This window comes from Flavobacterium sp. UBA4854 (assembly GCF_002399805.1).
Classification (GTDB): Bacteria; Bacteroidota; Bacteroidia; order Flavobacteriales; family Flavobacteriaceae; genus Flavobacterium; species Flavobacterium ginsengisoli.
The window spans coordinates 25,454-43,785 of record NZ_DHEI01000018.1; the positions used below are offsets into that span (position 1 = coordinate 25,454).

Consider the following 18,332-nt stretch of genomic DNA (forward strand, 5'->3'; position numbering starts at 1 on the left):
CTCCAAATAACCAATTTACCCACAGCATACATTTTTACTTTTGAGGCTGTCATTTTTTTATTTTCCAGTTTATTAGCATAATCCATATCTGCTGAAAAGAATAAATCGAATGGAGCTCCACTAGAAATCTGCTCATAAAATTTTCCAGAAGCACCATAAGTAATCTGAGGATTTATACCTGGGTTTTGAATTTTAAAAACATTATTTATAGAATCTAAAGCTACTTTAAGATTCGCCGCTGCCACAATTGTAAATTTCTGTTGCGCCTGCATATTCCCGAAAGATAATACGGAAAACAACAACAGATAAAATAAAAATCTTTTTCTGATTTTATACTGTAGTGACTTGTTTCTCTTTCTCATAACAAACGAAATAAATAATATTATAACTGTAAAAATAAGCATTCTCGCGTAGATTGAAAAAACTAATCTTTTAAAAGAAAAATAGCCTATAAATATATTCTATAAATAAAAAAAGCCCAAGAAGTATATTCTCAGGCTTTAATACTATAATAGACTTTAGTACGATACAATCTAGATTTCTAATTCAACCATTTGTTCAAAGTATTCATAATTAAAGTTCTGTCATTTTCAGAAAAATCTCTTACTCTGGTGGAGTGACTTCCATTAGGAAGCACCATTTTAAGAGCATCAACATTTGGTTTAGGAGTTGGAGAACAAGAGAACCAAGTATCATAACCTCCGTAGATATATAAAATTTTATCTCCTTTGTTTTCGACATATTTACGAACTTTTTTAATGTATTTTGGGTTGTATTTTATTGCAACATCTTTAGGCGCGAATCTTGCATTCGAACTGCTTTTTACAATAGTCAGTAAATCGGCAACAGGCTCTAGATCAAACCCATAGTAACCCAATTCACTTAAATGCTGATAATAAGACGGTAAATACACAAAAGACATTTTATCGCTGTAAGTTCCCACTCCAACAATTTTATTCAAATAATCAAATAATTCTTTTGCAGAAGCATTTGCTGGTGGAATCTCATCGCATTTTCCTCCCCATTGCCAAAAAGAAAAAGGAAATTCTAAAACGGCATATTCCAAAGATTCAGCGAAAGGAACTTCTGTAAACTGCATTTTTTTTGTAGTTGCATAATCCTGAAAAACGGCCAAAACGGATTCTTTTTCTATTAAAACAGTTCTCTGAAAAGCGGTTATTTTTGCTCTGCATTCTGCTGTTCCAATTGTTCTCGTATGATTTATCGTTCTAGGATCTTCGCAAGAATTAATTAACGGAGCCACATAAGGCATTGCAACATCTACATCATTCGGATAAATAGATTTATAAATCAGAGCTGTTTCTCCTCCTTTACTAATTCCTGTAGAAATCCATTTGCCAGAATATATCTTTTTCAACTTAGTTACAATATCATGATAATCTGCAATAGCCTGATCATTGGTTAAATATTGCCATTGAATCGGATTTGGTCTTGATTTTCCGTAAAAACGATATTCAACCGCAACCTGATTTGCTTGCAAAAGACTGCTTACTTCACTCTTTATATTTTCAGTATTATAACCATGAGTTTCAATTACCGTTGGCCTGTCAAAACCAAGATGAGAAAGATAAATATAATGCTGAAAAGTTCCCTTCTCAGGATGTTTATGATCTAAAGGTTCATCTAAAATTATCTGATACGATTCGGTATAATTTTCCAAATTTTCAATTCGAGTTACAATCGCTTTTGGAAATAATTCATTCAATCTTTGCTGTAAATTCTCTGATGATTCTTCTATCTTTTGCGCAGATATTGTAAAATAGTTCAACAAAAGAAAAAACAATGAGGTAATAAAGGTTTTTGAATTCATTTTAATCTTAATTATTTAAGTTTTTAAAAGTAAGCGCAATGTTAAGCTGAAACTGATATTATATTACCCTTAAAATGTAATATTTTATCTAGTTTGCATCAACATAAGACAAAATCGAAATAATGCCTTAATTTTATTGAAAAATTGAAGCATACAGCGATTTAATATTAACTAAAAAAATAAAAAATGACAATTGGAGTTGGCGGATCAACTATAGATATCGAATTGGGAAAAATACAAAACATGACACTTGGTGTTGTGCCAATTGCTTTATCAGAATACAAACAGCGTATCAAAAATGCGGTCGAATTAATGAAAGAGCATAACTGTAAAGCGCTTTATGTAAATGCAGGAACGAATCTGTATTATTTTACAGGGACAAAATGGAATGCTTCTGAACGTATGGTTGGAGCGCTGCTTTTTGACGATGAAACGGTTGAATATATTGTTCCGAAATTTGAAGAAGGAACTTTTAAGACTTTTATGAAAGTTGAAGGAAACTTAAATTTCTGGGAAGAACATGAAAGTCCATACGAGCTATTTGGAAGCATTTTGCAAAACAAAAATGTCATTGATGGAAATATTGCGCTAGACGAATCGGCTTCTTTTTTCCTGATTGATGGAGTTGCAAAAGCGAATCCAAAATTTAGTTTTGTAAATGCACAGCCTATTACAGCAGGATGCAGAATGCATAAATCGGCTAACGAAATTGCTATAATTCAGCAGGCCAAAAATATAACCATGACGGTTCAAAAAGCTGCAGCAAGCATTTTATATCCAGGCATTGAAGTAAGCACTGTTGTCGATTTTATTCATAGAGCGCATATTAAGGCTGGTGTTTCATCGGGTTCTTATTTCTGCATTGTTCTTTTTGGAGAAGATTCTCAATATCCGCATGGTGTTACATCTCCACAAAATTTAGTGGATAATGATATTGTATTAATTGATACAGGATGTCGCTTAGAAGGCTATTTGTCTGATATTACAAGAACTTATGTTTATGGAACTCCAAATGAAGAGCACCGAAGAATATGGAATCTTGAAAAGGCAACTCAAAGAGCTGCTTTTGATGCTGCGCAAATTGGAGCAACATGTGGTTCTGTTGATGATGCTGCTCGAAAAGTTCTGGCACAAGCCGGACTAAGCGGTGATTATGAAATTCCGGGTCTACCTCATCGTGTTGGACACGGAACAGGACTTGATATTCATGAATATCCTTATTTGGTAAGAGGCAATCAAACTGTTCTAAAAGAAGGAATGGTTGTTAGCAACGAACCAATGATATGCATGCCAGGACAATTCGGTATTCGTCATGAAGATCATTTTTATATGACTGCAAATGGTCCTAAATGGTTTACTGAACCTATGCAGAGTATTGAAAATCCTTTTGGGCTATAGGTTTTTAAACACTTTATTTTTTTAATAAAAAAGGGATGCTAAAACAAGCATCCCTTTCTTTTTGAGTAAATTAACTATTATTCAACCAATAATTTTTTCTTTTCCACAAACTTACCATCTGTAGCTACAACAATATAAACTCCTTTATTTAAATATTTAAGAGAATAAACTGTTGTATTATTCATTGTAGCAATTAAATGTCCTGTACTATCGTAAATTGATACTTTAACTTTATTTATATCAATATTTTCAAAAGTAAAGTTTACCACATCAGAAGCTGGATTTGGATACATAGTGAATGTTTTTGCTGTATTGATATCTGAGCCTGGCAAACCTAAACTTCCAGATTGTAAATCAATAGTATGCGATGCGCTCCAATCGCTAAAAGCATTGCCATTTTTTGCTTTCACTCTAAATTCATATACCGTTTGAGTTCCTTGTTTCGGAATCCATAGATAATATGTTGTCGAAGTTCCAGCTGATGTCCATCCTGAAGAAGTATTCAATTGCACTTCATAAGATGTCGCATCTGTTGATGTTGCCCACGAAGCATAAAATCCTGATGTGTATACACCTGCATTACCAAGATTAGCAGGAATTGTTAAAGTTGCTGGATTTGGTGGTACAGAAGTTCCTGCACTAACAGTATAATCTTCGATTTCACCATCTCCTAGATTTCCACAAGTTGAAGATGGATTGGCATTATACTTCATTACAACTCTCATTCTAGTCGTTCCTGTAAATGATGCAGGCGTAAAACTTGCTGTTACAGCACCATTTGACGAAATATTATTAACTACTTTTTCAGATTCTTCAAACTGATTGTTTTTATTGTAATCAATCCAAACTCCCCAATATTCGGTGTAAGCAGATCCTGTAAAGCCAGGTGTCAACGTAATACTCGTATTTGCATTTGGAGTCAGTGTAATTACTTTTGAAGTATAATCGGCATAACCATTTGTTTCTTTTCCTGATGTGTTTACAAAGCTTCCTACCGCAATCGAGCTTATATACTCGTAACTATTTGCTCCTTGCGCACTGCATAGTGAAGCTGCAGGAATCGTAACCGTAGCCACATTCGAATAAGCCGAATACTCTGTTCCTGATTTTGCTCTAACTCTATATTTATAAGTGCTGCCTGCTGTTAAAGCTGTATTGGTATAAGTAGATGCTGTATTGGCCAAAGTAACAATTTCGGCATATACATCGTCTGAACCTGCTCTTTCTATTATTACATTTGTGGCATTAGTAGCATTATTTGTCCAAGTAAGAGAAGCTTCTAAATTAGTAACGGTTGCTGTCAAGCTTGTTGGAGCCAATACTACATTTGCAGTTTGTATTCCTGCCAAAATAGGCTCGTTTGGTTTAGTATTATAAGCATAGTCCAAAACGGTGTAGCCTACTCCTCCAGCCTCTACTTTAATATGCATCCATCCGTAACAAATACGACCTCTGCTAGTATATTCAAAACCAACATAACCTGTTTTATTGTCCCAAGTAGTATAAGTAGCTGTTCGCAAATCCAACTGATTCGGATAATTTCCTGGAGCAGCAAAATTACTCGAACCGCCAATAGAAGTTCCTTGTGCTAAGAATGAAATATTTCTTGTTCCAGATTCAGCAACTAGCCTTTTTCCGTACGTTTCTATTTTTAAAGCGGCGGCGGCATATTGCCATGCACCATATTCTGTATTATCTCCAATGCCCAAATCAAAATATTGCCAAGTCGATGCTGCGTTGGCAATATAATCTGGATTATTTACGTAAAATACACCATAAGGAGCATCAAATTTCATATTGATTGTTTTGGTTGCAGTATCTAAAGTCGCTATACCGCCTGTAATTGCTGCATCTTTAAAAGTAAGCGTAACAACAGCATCATTTGTTGTATTATGTGCAGTTGCTTTTCCTGTAAAAGAAAGTACTGTTTTGGTATTGCTTTCTAAAGTTAAAACTGCTGTTAATCCAGCTGGAACGCCTGTAATGGTATAATCTGTTCCTGCAGTAAAAGTTCCACTGCTTTTCGTGAATGTTCCATTATTGGTCGTCAATGCAATTGTTGCAGTAGATGTAATGCTTCCGTCATTAGTTTCAGCTTCGTATAAGGTATCTGCTGATAAAGTTGTAGCAGTCTTATCGGTCATTCCTGTATAAATTGGAGTATTTGGCTTGGTATTATAAGCATATTCCAAGATAGTATATCCGTCACCATCAGCGTTTACTTTTACTTTGAACCATCCATAACAAGTAAGACCATCCATTAAATAATCAAATCCAACATACCCTGTTTTTCCATCCCATGCTGTGTAACCTGCCGTTCTTAAATCTAACTGGTTTGGATATGCGCCTGGAGCAGTCATATTACTCGTTGGACCAACAGCTGTATTTGAATTTAATAATGAGATATTTCTAGTGCCTGTTTCACAAACTAGTTTTTTTGCATAAGTTTCTATTTTTAAAGCATTGGCCGCATAACGCCAACCTCCAAATGCTTTATCATCTCCCTTTGCAATTTCAAAATATTTCCATGTCAGTGCAGATGATACAGTAACATCAGGCATGTCTACAAAAAAGATTCCGTAAGGATCTGAAAATTTAAAATTAAAGAACAAAGATGTACAAGATAAACCAGTGGTTCCTGCTGTAAATGCGGCAGGCAGGAAAGAAATGCCACCTGAAGCATTGTTGCTTAAGGCATGATTAGTGGCTTTTCCAGTTAATGTAACCGTAATTTGATTGTTTGAATTTACAGTAAGTACAGGAGTTATTCCTGCTGGAAAAGTATGTGTAAAATGAGTACCAGCTGTTAAAGTTCCTGAAGATACCGCAAAAGTTTTTGTTCCGTTTAAGTTTATGATAGAAGAAGTATCAAAAGAACCATCATTTATAATAGCTTCTTTAAAAGTTACTGCCGAAGCAACTAGTGTACTTCCTGTTGAATTAACACCAGTATCAATTAAATTTTGAGGTTGCCATAAAGATTTTCGAGCAGGATGTTCTAAAGCCGCCAGCATTCTGTCTATCTGACCTTGTGTGTACATTTTATAACAACCTTGAGCGCCGTTATATCCCATATAGTTTTCAAAGTTTACTTTATCACCACTACAGTTTGTTCCCGGAGTACAGCCTAAGGTATGATTTCCGTCTTCAGCTGGAGTATCTGCAACCTCATCTGTGCCAGAGCATCCTCCTTCAAAAGTATGAATCAGGTTAAGAAAGTGACCAAACTCATGCGTTAAGGTTGCCGAGAATTCTTTACTATAGGAGTTATCATATAAGTAAGCTCCGTTAAAAACAACACGAGCAGTATTGCTTGCTGTCATATCTGAACTTGGATACCAAGCAACACCCGAATTATTTGTAGCTCCATCATTATACAAATCATTCTGAATATAAACATTCATGTATTTAGTATTGTCCCAAGCGTCAGCGGCAATTTGATCATCGTAACCGCCGCCATTTCCATATCCGTTTTTTGTTGGATGAAATACAACTCCTGTTGTACAACCTCCATTAGGATCTTTTTTAGCTAACTTAAATTCGATATTTAAAGTTCCGCGTCGTGACTGAAAGAATGGTTCTACGGTTTGATAGTCGGCATTGCGTCCATTAAAATCATCATTAAGTTGGGCAAGGTGATTTACAATTTTTTCGTAGGTTACGGTTTTACCTCCTTGCACATCGCCATAAATATGGAAAACTACCGGGATTGTATAAGTGACGGCAGCCGTTTTTGAGGTTTGAGATTTGCGTTGTGCAGCAAAGTTTTTACTAAAAACATCAAAGTTCTTTTTTTCTTCAAGTGCATGTGGATTATTCCGATACACTTTGGCATTTTCTTCGCTTGTTCTGCAGGGCAAAACTTGCGCACTAACTTTCAATACACTGAAAATCAGTAAGCAGATTAGTAATTTTAATTTCATCTATTTAGGTTTTATAATTAGTAATAATCAAAATTACCTTACATGTTTATATGTTTCTGATATTATTTTAATCAGAATTAATACATAATTATCATGTTTTTAACCTTAAAAAAACATATTATTAAAAAATACCAATTATAAAATACAGATAACAATACGCATTTAACTTTATAAGAATGTTAATCCAAAAACTTCAAGTAAAAAAAAACCAGCACTTAAAAGTGCTGGTCTCAAAAAACAAATTAAACTAACTCAAAATTAAAATTTGTCCCAAAAAATTCTTGTTGTCATTAAATCTCCTCCAATAGCCGATGCAGCCGCTTCGTAATTTGCTGTATTAAGCGTTTTATCAGATGTAGAATAAATATTTCTAACAGGAACTTTCCCTTCAGCTTCTTGAACTGCTGTAACAGGCGCTATAAGTACAGGATAATCTAATCTTCTATATTCTGTCCAAGCTTCAAAACCACGATTGTAATACGCAATCCAAAGCTGATAAGCAATTTTTTGTTTGTCTGTTCCAGTTGCCGTTGCAAAAGCTACATCAGATCTGTTTAAATACGTTTGAATATCAGCGTCTGAAACTCCCCAAAATTTCATACTTGCTTCAATTCCTTTTGTATAATACGTTGCTGCATTTGCTCCTACGTTAAAGCCTCTGTTTGCCGCGTCGGCCAATAAAAAACAAGTTTCTGTGTAATCGAATATAACGCCAGGATTTGTTTTCTGTCTAAGTCTTAAACCTGTATTGCTATAATCTGCATAATTAACTTGCTGCGCATATGGAGCGCCTTTGTATTCTCCATTTATTTTTGAATTTGGATTGAAGAAAAAATTACGTCTTGGATCTTCTTTTCCGTTTAATTCATTCACAAAAAATGCGGCAATATTAATCTGGCTTGAGTTAACCAAATCATCATATAATGGATTCATGTCTGTTATTGAAGAAAAATACTGAAACAAAGCAGTATCAGTTTCTTTACTCATAACTCCTGAATTGAAAGCGCTTTCCACCATTGTTTTTGCTTTTGCGGCGTCAACATCTGCCAAATGCAATCCCATTTTTAGTTTTACACTATTTGCTAAAGTTTTCCATTTAGCCACATCGCCATGAAAAATTAAATCAGCATTTCCGAAACTATCATATTGATCATTTAAATCTAAAATGGCTGCATCTAAACGGGTAGCCAAATCAAAATAGATTGTTTTTGCATCATCGTATTTAGGAAGCGGAAATTTTTTGATATCTAAAGCTTCAGAATAAGCCACATTTCCAAACAAATCAACCAGCGTTTGGTACGCCATTACAATTTGTACTTCTAAAATAGCAAGTCGATTTTTCTTGATTCCCTCTTCAATAGGTCCTAATGCTTTGCTATCTTTAATCTGCTTTTGCGAATTGATCAAATCCTGCAATACATCTCTGTACAATAACACCGAATGTGAACTTCCTAAATTTCTTTTTGCCTGATTATAATTGGCTTCATCTGTATAAGTAGATGTAGACCAATGCTGTGCATAAGCTCTAAAGTTGTTTGAATTTACGGAAGCATTCGTTAAAAAATAAGCATAATTTACTTGTGCACTAGTCATTAATGCGCTCGGCAAAGCGGTTTCATAACCTTTTTCATTCTTATTCATGTTATCTAGATTGTCACATGAAGCAATTGCACACAAAACTGCGCCTGCAAAAAATATTGTTTTTATAATTCTCATGTCTTTAATTTTTTAGAATTGAACTTTCAGAGTAAAACTATACTCCTTTGTTGTTGGCAGCACTCCGGTTTGAAAACCTTGCAAATTACCTGAAGAAGCTCCAGCCTCAGGATCTGCATAAGGCAAGTTTTTGTGGATTATCCAAAGATTGCTTCCGTTTATAGCAAAAACCATATTGCTAATAAATGTATTCTCTAAAAATCTTTTTGGAAGCCTATAGCTCAATCCTACTTCACGAAGTTTTACATAAGAAGCATCATAAACATATTCTTGCTGTGGCATAGAATTATAGAAATAATAACCATCTGTTCCTGTAACGCTTGCTACAACATCGTTACGTGAACCGTCTTGTTTTACACCATCTAACAACACTCCACCACCTTGAGAAACTGGCTCACGCTGAGGAACTCCGTTATGGTTTTTTGAAACAGTGCTTTCATAAATTCCAGTCGCATGACCAAATTGCTGATCTAGAGAATACACATCTCCGCCTTTTTTAACATCTATTAAAAAATTGAAAGCGATATTTTTGTACGTCAAAACGTTGTTAAAACCACCAATCCAATCTGGAGCAACATTTCCTATTACAGCTCCTGCAGTTTGCAGATATCTTCCGTTTGAACGAATTACTTTTTCTCCGTTTAAATAGGTATAACCTGAACCAACCAACTGTCCAACTGGTTTGCCAACTTCTGCTACATAATTAACTCCCTGAAAAGATCCTAACGAAATTTGATTGGCTCCTCCTAAAGAAATTACTTCATTCTTATTCGTTGACCAGTTTACTGTTGCCTGCCAAGAAAAATTAGTTGTTTTTATTGGTGTTGCATTTAAGGTTAACTCATAACCTTTATTCTGAACATTTCCTGCATTAATCCAAGCTCTTGTATATCCTGTCTGAGTTGGTGTTTCGATAGAAAGGATTTGATTTGTGGTATTGGTTTTATAATAAGAAAAATCAAGTCCTAATCTATTTTTAAAGAATTTAAGTTCAACACCTGCTTCAACTCCTTTTGTCAACTCACTCTTTAAGTCAGAATTACTTCTGCTGTTTTCTGTAGAAAAACGAATTCCGCCAGGTCCAAAATTGCTGTTTTTAGGATAAAGTGCCGAAGTTACCGCAAATGGCGCATCGTTTCCGGTTTCAGCATAATTCAAACGTAATTTTCCGAATGACAGCCATTCTTTTTTAATGTGATTGCTAAAAATATAAGTAGCTGTAACTGATGGATAAGAATAGGTATTATTGTCTTTTGGTAAAGTAGACGACTGATCTATTCTATAAGTTCCTTCAAGAAAATAAGTGTCAAGGAAATTGAAACTTGCCATACCATAAACACTATTTGTACCTAAAGTCTGCTGTATTTCTTCTGGACTATTAATTTGATCAATTGAGTTGGTTAAGGCATAAATTCCAGGCACAACCAATCCTCCATTTGTTACTGCGTAAATAGAATTGTTAACAGAACGTCTTGTATTACCTCCTAACATACCATTAAAACTAATTCCTTCTGCAATACCAGTTTTAAAGTTCAGGACTAAATCTAAGTTGATTTCTCTAAAATTTTTATCAAATCTAGAATATTGTCCAAGAGCATTTGGAGTTCTTTTAGATCCGACAGCAATACGCTCTTCTTGCAATTGGTGGTAAAAATCTACTGCACCTCTTCCCATAATATCAAACCAGTTCGTAACATCGGTTTTTACTACTACATTTCCGAAGAAACGATCTCTTTTTAACGAGTTATAGTTGTTGTAACGCTGAAAATAAGGGTTGTCATGAAATTGAACTTTTAAATCATCTGGAGAACCAACATTCCATGTTGCATTATTACCAGTCAATTCATAAGCCTCTTTAAGATCTTTAAAATCGGCATTAGTTGTATACCATTGTCTCACACTACTCAAATAGTTATTTCCGCCATCTCCATATCCTGTTTCGTTCATTCCGATAGCATCTGATGTTAGATAATTAGCTGTAGTCGAAATTCTAGTTTTTGGCGTAACCTTAAAACTTCCAGAAAAGTTAAAATTGTCTTTTCTGTTATTACTGTTTGGCAAAATTCCTTGTTGCTGATTGTAATTGGTATAACCAAATCTAAAATCTCCCTGATCATTTCCTCCCGAAAAAGCGATATTATTTATATAAGTAAGACTGTTTTGGTAAAAACTGTTCGGATTGTTTCTTACCGCTTTGTATGGAGTTGCTTTTCCATAAGCTGGCAATTCTGGATAAAATGAGTTCCAGTTGTAAACCAGTAATGAAGGATCAAATTTTGGTCCCCACGCTGCGTCATCTGTCGCTACGTAAGGATGAATTCCGCTTCCTAGATCAACTGTTCCGTAAAAATCACCATAGCCTCCACCATATTGATTTTGATATTCTGGCAATGTTTTTTTATCTACTACCCCAACATTAACTCCCGAACTAAAACTAAATCCTAATCCGCCTTTAGATTTACTTCCTTTTTTTAGCGTAACTATAATAACTCCGTTTGATGCCCTAGAACCGTACAATGCTGTAGCCGCCGCCCCTTTTAAAACGTTCATGGTTTCGATATCATCAGGATTAATATCAGACGCTGCATTTCCGTAATCATAACCGCCTACATTTCCACCAGATTTTTGATCTTCTTTATTCGTGTTGTCATTGTTCAATACAATTCCGTCAACAACCCATAAAGCCTGATTATTTCCTGTTAATGAAGTGGTACCACGAATCACAACATTGGTTGAACCGCCTATATTATTATTTCTTCTAACCTCTACACCTGCAATTTTTCCTGAAATATTATTAGAGACGTTCCCTGTATTTATCTTTGTAAGCTGGTCGCCACTTATTTCTTGGGTAGCGTAACCCAGCGATTTTTTCTCTCTTTTAAGACCTAATGCGGTAACAACAATTTCTTGCAATTGTGTAGAACCAGCAGTCATTTTTATATTAATGCTTTTATCTCGCGCTTGAATTTCTCTAGTTTGCATTCCAATAAAAGTAAACACTAACACAGCGTTTGCATCAGCTTTTATTGAATATTTCCCGTCAAAATCAGTCTGAGAGCCAGTTTGAGTTCCTTTAACTAGAACACCCACACCTGGTAGAGGTATTCCATTCTCATCTGATACAATTCCTGACACTATCCGTTCTTGCGCAAATGTCAGTTTGGTCAACAGTACAAAAAAAAGTACTGCAATTTTTCTAAAATTAATCTTCAATTTCATAAAATGGTTTTATAATTAATGAGGCAAATATTTTGCTTTTTAGATAATTTTTATGATAATATATTACCGAAAAACCTGCTTATATTACCCTATAATTATCAAATTCACATTTTAAAAAACATCTTTATAAAAACAAATAATCATTTAGAAATCAACAAACTAAACATAATGTCTTAAACTTTAAATTCAAGTGCGCTTAAATTCTAATTTTATAAAACAAAAAAGAGGATTTCAAATTAATGAAACCCTCCTTTTTCTATAAATATTTTTTTTCTATTTCGCGCCAGGCGGACAATTTTTTTCTGTGTAATGAACAAAAGTATCTACTAAATGTTTGGTTGTTCCTTCACCTTCATAAATACTATGCGAACGATTTGGATAAATCATTAAATCAAACATTTTATCGTATTTAATTAATTCATTAATTAAAACTTCAGCGTTTTTATAATGCACATTATCATCGCCTGTTCCGTGAATGTACAGTAAATTTCCTTTTAAGTTCTTGGCATGAGTTACTGGAGAAGCTCTAATATAAGTTGCTTCATTTTCGTCTGGTAATCCCATATAGCGTTCGGTGTAGATATTGTCATAAAAATGCTGGTCTGTCACCGCTGCAATGGCAATTCCTGTTTTGTATATGTCTGGATATTGAAACATTAAATTTAAAGTTACAGCACCTCCGCCACTCCATCCGTGAATTGCCACTCGATCAGAATCAATAAAATTCCATTTTAAAACTTCTTTGGCAGCCATTGCCTGATCTCGTGTATTGATAATACCGATGTTTTTATAAATCGATTTTCTCCATTGCGTTCCTTTCATTGCTGGAGTTCCTCTATTGTCCATTGCAATTCCGATATATCCTTTTGGAATCAATTCACTAATAAATTCATTAAAATAAGGTTTGTCATTAGCCACTGTAGCCATTGGCTCACCGTACACGTAAAAGAAAACTGGATATTTTTTTGAAGGATCAAAATCTAACGGTTTTGCCATTATTCCGTCAATATCAATACCATCAACTGTTTTTACTTTAAATTTTTCTAAAGTATAATTTCTATCAGGAGCAGTAAAAACATCTGCTTCTTTTGGATAAACTTTTTGATGTCCAGACAAAGCGATTAATCTCTGGTTGTAATCTCTCGAAATACTTGCATTGGTATGTTGTGCATAAGCTGCATCTGTAGAAAAAATATATCTGTTTGAACCATCAAAAATATCTGGAGTTACTCTTTTAGTTTTTTTAGAACCTAAATTCGTTTCATACAAATAACGCTGTGTAGCATCAGTTGGACTAGCAATGAAATAAATTGTTTTTGTTTTTTCATTATAAGCTTTATAATAAGCATCAAAATTAGTTTTGGTTACTAATTCTTTTGATTTTCCGTCTAAACTTATTTTATAAATATGCATCCATCCGTCTGCATCAGAACTCCATAAAAAGGCTTTTCCGTTGTCTACAAATTGGCAAGGAAAAGTATCATATTCTCCCGAAGAAATGTCAAAAACATCTATCCAAGCACTAGATTCTTCTTTATAAATAACTCTGGTTGCTCCAGATTTTGTATTGCAATCGTACATTGTAACCTGATTCTGATTTCGGTTTAACTGAATCACCATCACAGATTCGTTACTTAGCCATTTCATTCGAACCAAATAATTATTGTCTGGTTCTCCTGGAATATTCAACCAATTGGTTTGGAGCGAATCAATATTTACAATTCCAATTTTAACCGACGATGGTTTTTCGCCAGCTTTTGGATATTCTACAGGAATAATAACCGGATACAACGAATCGGTATTATTGATCATGAAATGAAATTTAGTCAAAGTTGCGTCTACTCTCCAAAAAGCAATACTTTTTCCGTCTGGACTCCATCTAAATCCATCACGAGCAGCTAGCTCTTCTTCATAAACCCAATCAAAAGTACCGTTAATGATTTTATCTGTACCGTCTGTCGTTAAAGGCGTAATTTTCCCAGAATTTACATTCTCCACATAAATATTATGGTTCGAAACATAAGCAACATTTTCGTTATCGCTTGAAAATTTTGCAAACATTAACGACGATGCATCTAAGTTCTTACCTAGTTGCTTTCCTTTACCTGTAGCCAAGTCAAAAAACCAATAGTCACCTTTGGTATTGTCTCTCCATACTTTTTTAGAATTGGTGTAAACCAAAACTTTCGTTTTTGAGTCATTCCAGACTAAGTTCTCAATTTCTCCTGTAAATCCGGCAGCAGCCAATTGTGCCTTAGACAAAATTGCAGTTTGTTTATCAAGCTTATCAACATCGTAAACCACTACATTATTATCTTTGTTTACCCAAAAGGAATGAGAATTAGGCAGCCAATTTAGATTGTTAATGTCAATATCCTTCTGTGCAAAAACAGATGTGCATATCAACAGAAGAAACAATAAATGCTTTTTCATCTTATTATTTTTTATTTTTAATTAAACTTTCAATATCGGCAATTTCAATTGGCATGGCTTCACTCAAATTTACGTTTCCATCTTCCGTTATCAGATAATCGTTCTCTAAACGGCAGCCAATTCCTTCTTCTCTAATATAAATTCCAGGCTCACAAGTTAGAACCATTCCTTTTTCAAAAGGTCTAGAATAAAGACCAACGTCGTGAACATCCAGACCTAAATGATGCGCAGTTCCGTGCATGAAATATTTCTTGTAAGCAGGTTTTTCGGGATCTTGAGCTTTAATTTCGTCCTCTGTGATCAATCCTAATTTGACTAATTCGGTTTCAATTAATTTTGCCATTTGAAGTTCATAATCTTTAGACAAAACTCCTGGCTTCAGTAATTTTGAACCTTCTTTCAAACAATGCAAAACAGATTCGTAAACCTGTTTTTGCCTTGAACTAAAAGTTCCGTTAACCGGAATACATCTTGTTGTATCTGAATTATAATTGGCATAACAGCTTCCAAAATCCAGCAGAACCATTTCATTTTCTTCACAAACATCATCATTGGAATTGTAATGCAGTGAACAGGCATTTCCGCCAGATGCTACAATAGATTTAAATGCTTGTCTTGTCCCTCCGTTTTTTACGGTCGCGTATAACAATTCAGCTTCTAATTCGTATTCTTTAACATTCGGACGGATTGCAGCTAAAACTCTATGGAAACCTTCCACACTCAAGGCAGTCGCTTTTTTGATTAAATCAATTTCTTCGTTTGATTTAATAGGTCGCAATGCTCGAGTTATTTTTGCCACACGATCATATTGATGCAACGGATATTTTTCTTTGCACCATTTAATCATTCTATCCTGTCTGGTTTCCATTTCAGAAGTTATCCTTTTGATGTGCTCATTATGGCCTAAGTAAAAAGTATCGGCTTCAAAAGCAAAAAGCTGTAAGGTCTTTTCAAATTCATGAATCCATTTGATATTCTGTATTCCAGAAATAGCAGTTGCTTGCTCTTTGGTTAAAAAATTACCATCCCAAATTAGTGTATGTTCGTTGGCTTCTTTTACAAAAAGTATGGCTTTGTTTTCTTCTTTAAAAGCATCCGGGAAAAGCACCAAAATAGTTTCGTCTTGATCAATTCCAGACAAATAAAACAAATCATTGTTTTGTGCAAAGCCCATAACATCATCTGCATTATTTGGCATTACATCATTTGAAGTCAAAATAGCTACACTATTTGGCTTCATTTTTTCGGTAAATCTTTTTCGGTTTTCAATAAACAAAGAAACCGGAATTGCATTGTATTTCATAATTTATATTTGGAATCTGTCAATAGCTACAGAAACAGGTTTGCCAGAAATAATCTCTGTTACGATTTTTCCTGTTGCTGGCGCGAGACTTAATCCCATCATGGCATGCCCTGTTGCTAATGTCAAATTTACGATTTTTTTGTCTTTAGCAATAATCGGCATTCCAGTTGGCGTACAAGGTCTAAACCCAAACCAAGTATCTTCTTGCTTTGGCATTTCGACTTTCATATCGGGATAAAAATCGTTAATGCTGTTAATGATTCCCTGAAGCCTATTTGCATTAATTTTATTGTCTTTGGTATGTGTAATTTCCATAGTTCCTCCAAATCTTATATCATTTGCCATTGGAGTCACGGCCACTTTTCCTTCACATAAAATAGACGGAATACTTGGTTTCTGGGTTTTGTCTTTTAATGTAAAACTGTATCCTTTTCCTGGTAAAATTGAAATCGAGATATTTAGTTTTTTGGCCAAAAAAGGGCTCCAAGATCCTGATGCCAAGACCACTTCATCGGCTCTAAAGAGTCCCTTATTGGTTACTATTTTTTCTATTTTATTTCTTTCTAAAACAAAATCTTTAACGCTAGTTTGAGAATGAATTTCGACTTTTAAGCGAGCCAATTCTTCTTTGATGAAAGTCATAAATTTTTGAGGATACAAATGCGCATCGCTTTTATAATGAACTCCTCCAATTACATTTGTATTAGTTCCTTTTTCTAAAAGCGCAACTTCAGTTTTTGACAGATAATCTACTTCAAGTCCTAAACGTTCTGCTTCTTTTCCTTCGTGATGCATTTCTTCTCCTACTTTATCGCTTTTATAAAGCATCAAAAGCCCTTTTTCTTCGTAAAAAAAAGAATTATTCTCTTTAGCAAAATCCTGATAAAGCTCTTTACTCAAAAGAGAAAGATCTCGCAAAGCGGGCATTGCATTTTCTACATGACGTAAATTGGCATGTTTATAAAACTGCATTCCCCAGTTTATTAAATCTTTGTTCAAACGTGGTTTTACATAAAACGGACTGCGGCTATCGAACATCCATTTTATTCCTTGTGCTATCATGCCAGGCTGCGCGAGCGGTATAATATGTGAAGGCACAATCATACCTGCGTTTCCGTACGAACAGCCATTGTTCATATCAGATTCGTCAAATACGCTCACCTCATAACCTTCTTTTGCAAGATAATAAGCAGAACATAAGCCAATAATTCCGCCGCCTATAACAGCTACTTTTTTCATAAATTTTAATTCGTTAAGAGTTTTTTAAACTTCTAGTTATACTATAAATTAATTCATTAAATAACCTGAAATCCAAATGCATATGGATCGTCACTTTCATCAATTACAATAGTATTATAACCGTATACTTTTGCCCAACCTTGAATACTTGGAACAATAGCTGGAATATCTCCAATAGAAGTTTCTTCTACGACTTTACCAATAAACTTACTTCCAATATAACTTTCGTGAATAAACTCTTCCCCTTTTTTCAATTTTCCTTTTGCGTGCAATTGTGCCATTCGGGCCGATGTTCCTGTTCCGCACGGCGAACGGTCGATTGCTTTATCTCCATAAAAAACAGCATTTCTACCTGAGGATGTAGAATCTATTGGCGTTCCTGTCCATAACATATGCGACACATCTCGAATGGTATCATTCTGTGGATGAATGAAGTAATCAGGATATTTTTCATTAATCTTTTTGCGCACTTCCTGACTGTATTGAATAATTTTACTCGCTGTAAAATCCTGAACACCAGAAAAATTCTTCTGCGGATCGACAATAGCATAATAATTTCCTCCATAAGCCACATCAAAAACAATCTCACCCAATTCTTCACAATCAATAGTAAGACCTTCGGCTGCTAGATACGATTTTACGTTGGTCAGACGTACCCAATCTACCTTTTTGCCAGTTTGCTGATATTCTATATGCACTAAACCTGCCGGAGCTTCCATTTTTATAATACCTGGAGTTTTTGGCGTTACTAATCCTTCCTCAACAGCAATTGTAATAGTTCCAATTGTTCCGTGTCCGCACATTGGCAGACAGCCAGAAGTTTCTATAAACAAAATTCCAACATCGTTGGCAGGATCGCTTGGCGGATACAAAATGCTTCCGCTCATCATATCATGTCCTCTTGGTTCAAACATTAATCCTTTACGAATCCAGTCATATTCTTTTAAAAAATGCTGCCGTTTTTCGCTCATCGAATTACCTTGTAGATTTGGTCCGCCACCGGCAACAACCCGAACTGGATTTCCGCACGTATGAGCATCTACGCAAAAAAAAGTTTTCTTTACCATTTTATATTTGAGATAGTGTTAGTTTATTATTTATTGTACGAACAATTTGTAATGGATTCTCATTTTGCAATTCAGCAGGCAGCAATTCGTTTGGCCAATTCTGATAACTTAATGGTCTAACCCATCTGTAAACCGCATGTATTCCTACGGCCGTATAACGTGAATCTGACGATGCAGGATAAGGTCCGCCATGAAGCATAGAA

General features: G+C 34.8%; 10 protein-coding genes and 1 pseudogene. 1 reads left to right on the forward strand and 10 read right to left on the reverse strand.

The features are described 5' to 3' along the window. A partial coding sequence (gene modA, locus B3J44_RS01985; protein ID WP_286965348.1) for a molybdate ABC transporter substrate-binding protein occupies positions 1-362 on the reverse strand: 362 nt, incomplete at its 3' end. Positions 363-541: 179 nt separating this feature from the next. After that, complete coding sequence (locus B3J44_RS01990) at positions 542-1,831, reverse strand: S28 family serine protease (RefSeq protein WP_286965351.1); 1,290 nt, start codon at positions 1,829-1,831, stop codon at positions 542-544. 186 nt (positions 1,832-2,017) lie between these two features. On the opposite strand from B3J44_RS01990, the gene B3J44_RS01995 reads away from it, so the two are divergent. Further along, the gene (locus B3J44_RS01995) at positions 2,018-3,229 is read left to right on the forward strand and encodes a M24 family metallopeptidase (protein WP_286965353.1); all 1,212 of its coding nucleotides are present in this window, start codon (positions 2,018-2,020) and stop codon (positions 3,227-3,229) included. Positions 3,230-3,306: 77 nt separating this feature from the next. On the opposite strand, the gene B3J44_RS02000 is transcribed toward B3J44_RS01995, so the two are convergent. From B3J44_RS02000 to B3J44_RS02035, 8 genes and pseudogenes are all read right to left on the reverse strand, one after another. Further along, positions 3,307-7,152: a M43 family zinc metalloprotease gene (locus B3J44_RS02000; RefSeq protein ID WP_286965357.1), complete on the reverse strand. Its 3,846-nt coding sequence runs from the start codon at positions 7,150-7,152 to the stop codon at positions 3,307-3,309. Between the two features lie 258 nt (positions 7,153-7,410). After that, entirely contained in the window at positions 7,411-8,868 is a 1,458-nt protein-coding gene (locus tag B3J44_RS02005; protein ID WP_286965359.1) for a SusD/RagB family nutrient-binding outer membrane lipoprotein, read from the reverse strand. A 12-nt stretch (positions 8,869-8,880) separates the two neighbouring features. Then, positions 8,881-12,087, reverse strand: a complete 3,207-nt coding sequence (locus B3J44_RS02010) for a SusC/RagA family TonB-linked outer membrane protein (protein WP_286965361.1) — start codon at positions 12,085-12,087, stop codon at positions 8,881-8,883. 273 nt (positions 12,088-12,360) lie between these two features. Then, on the reverse strand, positions 12,361-14,520 hold the full coding sequence (locus B3J44_RS02015; protein ID WP_286965364.1) for a S9 family peptidase: 2,160 nt from the start codon (positions 14,518-14,520) through the stop codon (positions 12,361-12,363). 4 nt (positions 14,521-14,524) lie between these two features. Continuing rightward, the gene (locus tag B3J44_RS02020; RefSeq protein ID WP_286965366.1) at positions 14,525-15,823 is read right to left on the reverse strand and encodes an aminopeptidase P family protein; all 1,299 of its coding nucleotides are present in this window, start codon (positions 15,821-15,823) and stop codon (positions 14,525-14,527) included. A 3-nt stretch (positions 15,824-15,826) separates the two neighbouring features. Then, complete coding sequence (locus B3J44_RS02025; RefSeq protein ID WP_286965368.1) at positions 15,827-17,062, reverse strand: NAD(P)/FAD-dependent oxidoreductase; 1,236 nt, start codon at positions 17,060-17,062, stop codon at positions 15,827-15,829. A 56-nt stretch (positions 17,063-17,118) separates the two neighbouring features. Beyond that, positions 17,119-18,129 (reverse strand): 4-hydroxyproline epimerase, encoded by a 1,011-nt coding sequence (locus tag B3J44_RS02030; protein ID WP_286965371.1) that lies wholly within the window; start codon positions 18,127-18,129, stop codon positions 17,119-17,121. A 1-nt stretch (position 18,130) separates the two neighbouring features. Then, positions 18,131-18,332: pseudogene (locus tag B3J44_RS02035) on the reverse strand (aldehyde dehydrogenase (NADP(+))); the annotation flags it as partial.

Bases quoted from the DNA above. Each gene is read 5' to 3' on its own strand.
- B3J44_RS02010 (WP_286965361.1), bottom strand. From the start codon at position 12,087: ATGAAATTGAAGATTAATTTTAGAAAAATTGCAGTACTTTTTTTTGTA.
- B3J44_RS02030 (WP_286965371.1), bottom strand. From the start codon at position 18,129: ATGGTAAAGAAAACTTTTTTTTGCGTAGATGCTCATACGTGCGGAAAT.
- B3J44_RS02015 (WP_286965364.1), bottom strand. From the start codon at position 14,520: ATGAAAAAGCATTTATTGTTTCTTCTGTTGATATGCACATCTGTTTTT.
- B3J44_RS01990 (WP_286965351.1), bottom strand. From the start codon at position 1,831: ATGAATTCAAAAACCTTTATTACCTCATTGTTTTTTCTTTTGTTGAAC.
- B3J44_RS02020 (WP_286965366.1), bottom strand. From the start codon at position 15,823: ATGAAATACAATGCAATTCCGGTTTCTTTGTTTATTGAAAACCGAAAA.
- B3J44_RS02025 (WP_286965368.1), bottom strand. From the start codon at position 17,062: ATGAAAAAAGTAGCTGTTATAGGCGGCGGAATTATTGGCTTATGTTCT.
- B3J44_RS01995 (WP_286965353.1), top strand. From the start codon at position 2,018: ATGACAATTGGAGTTGGCGGATCAACTATAGATATCGAATTGGGAAAA.
- B3J44_RS02005 (WP_286965359.1), bottom strand. From the start codon at position 8,868: ATGAGAATTATAAAAACAATATTTTTTGCAGGCGCAGTTTTGTGTGCA.
- B3J44_RS02000 (WP_286965357.1), bottom strand. From the start codon at position 7,152: ATGAAATTAAAATTACTAATCTGCTTACTGATTTTCAGTGTATTGAAA.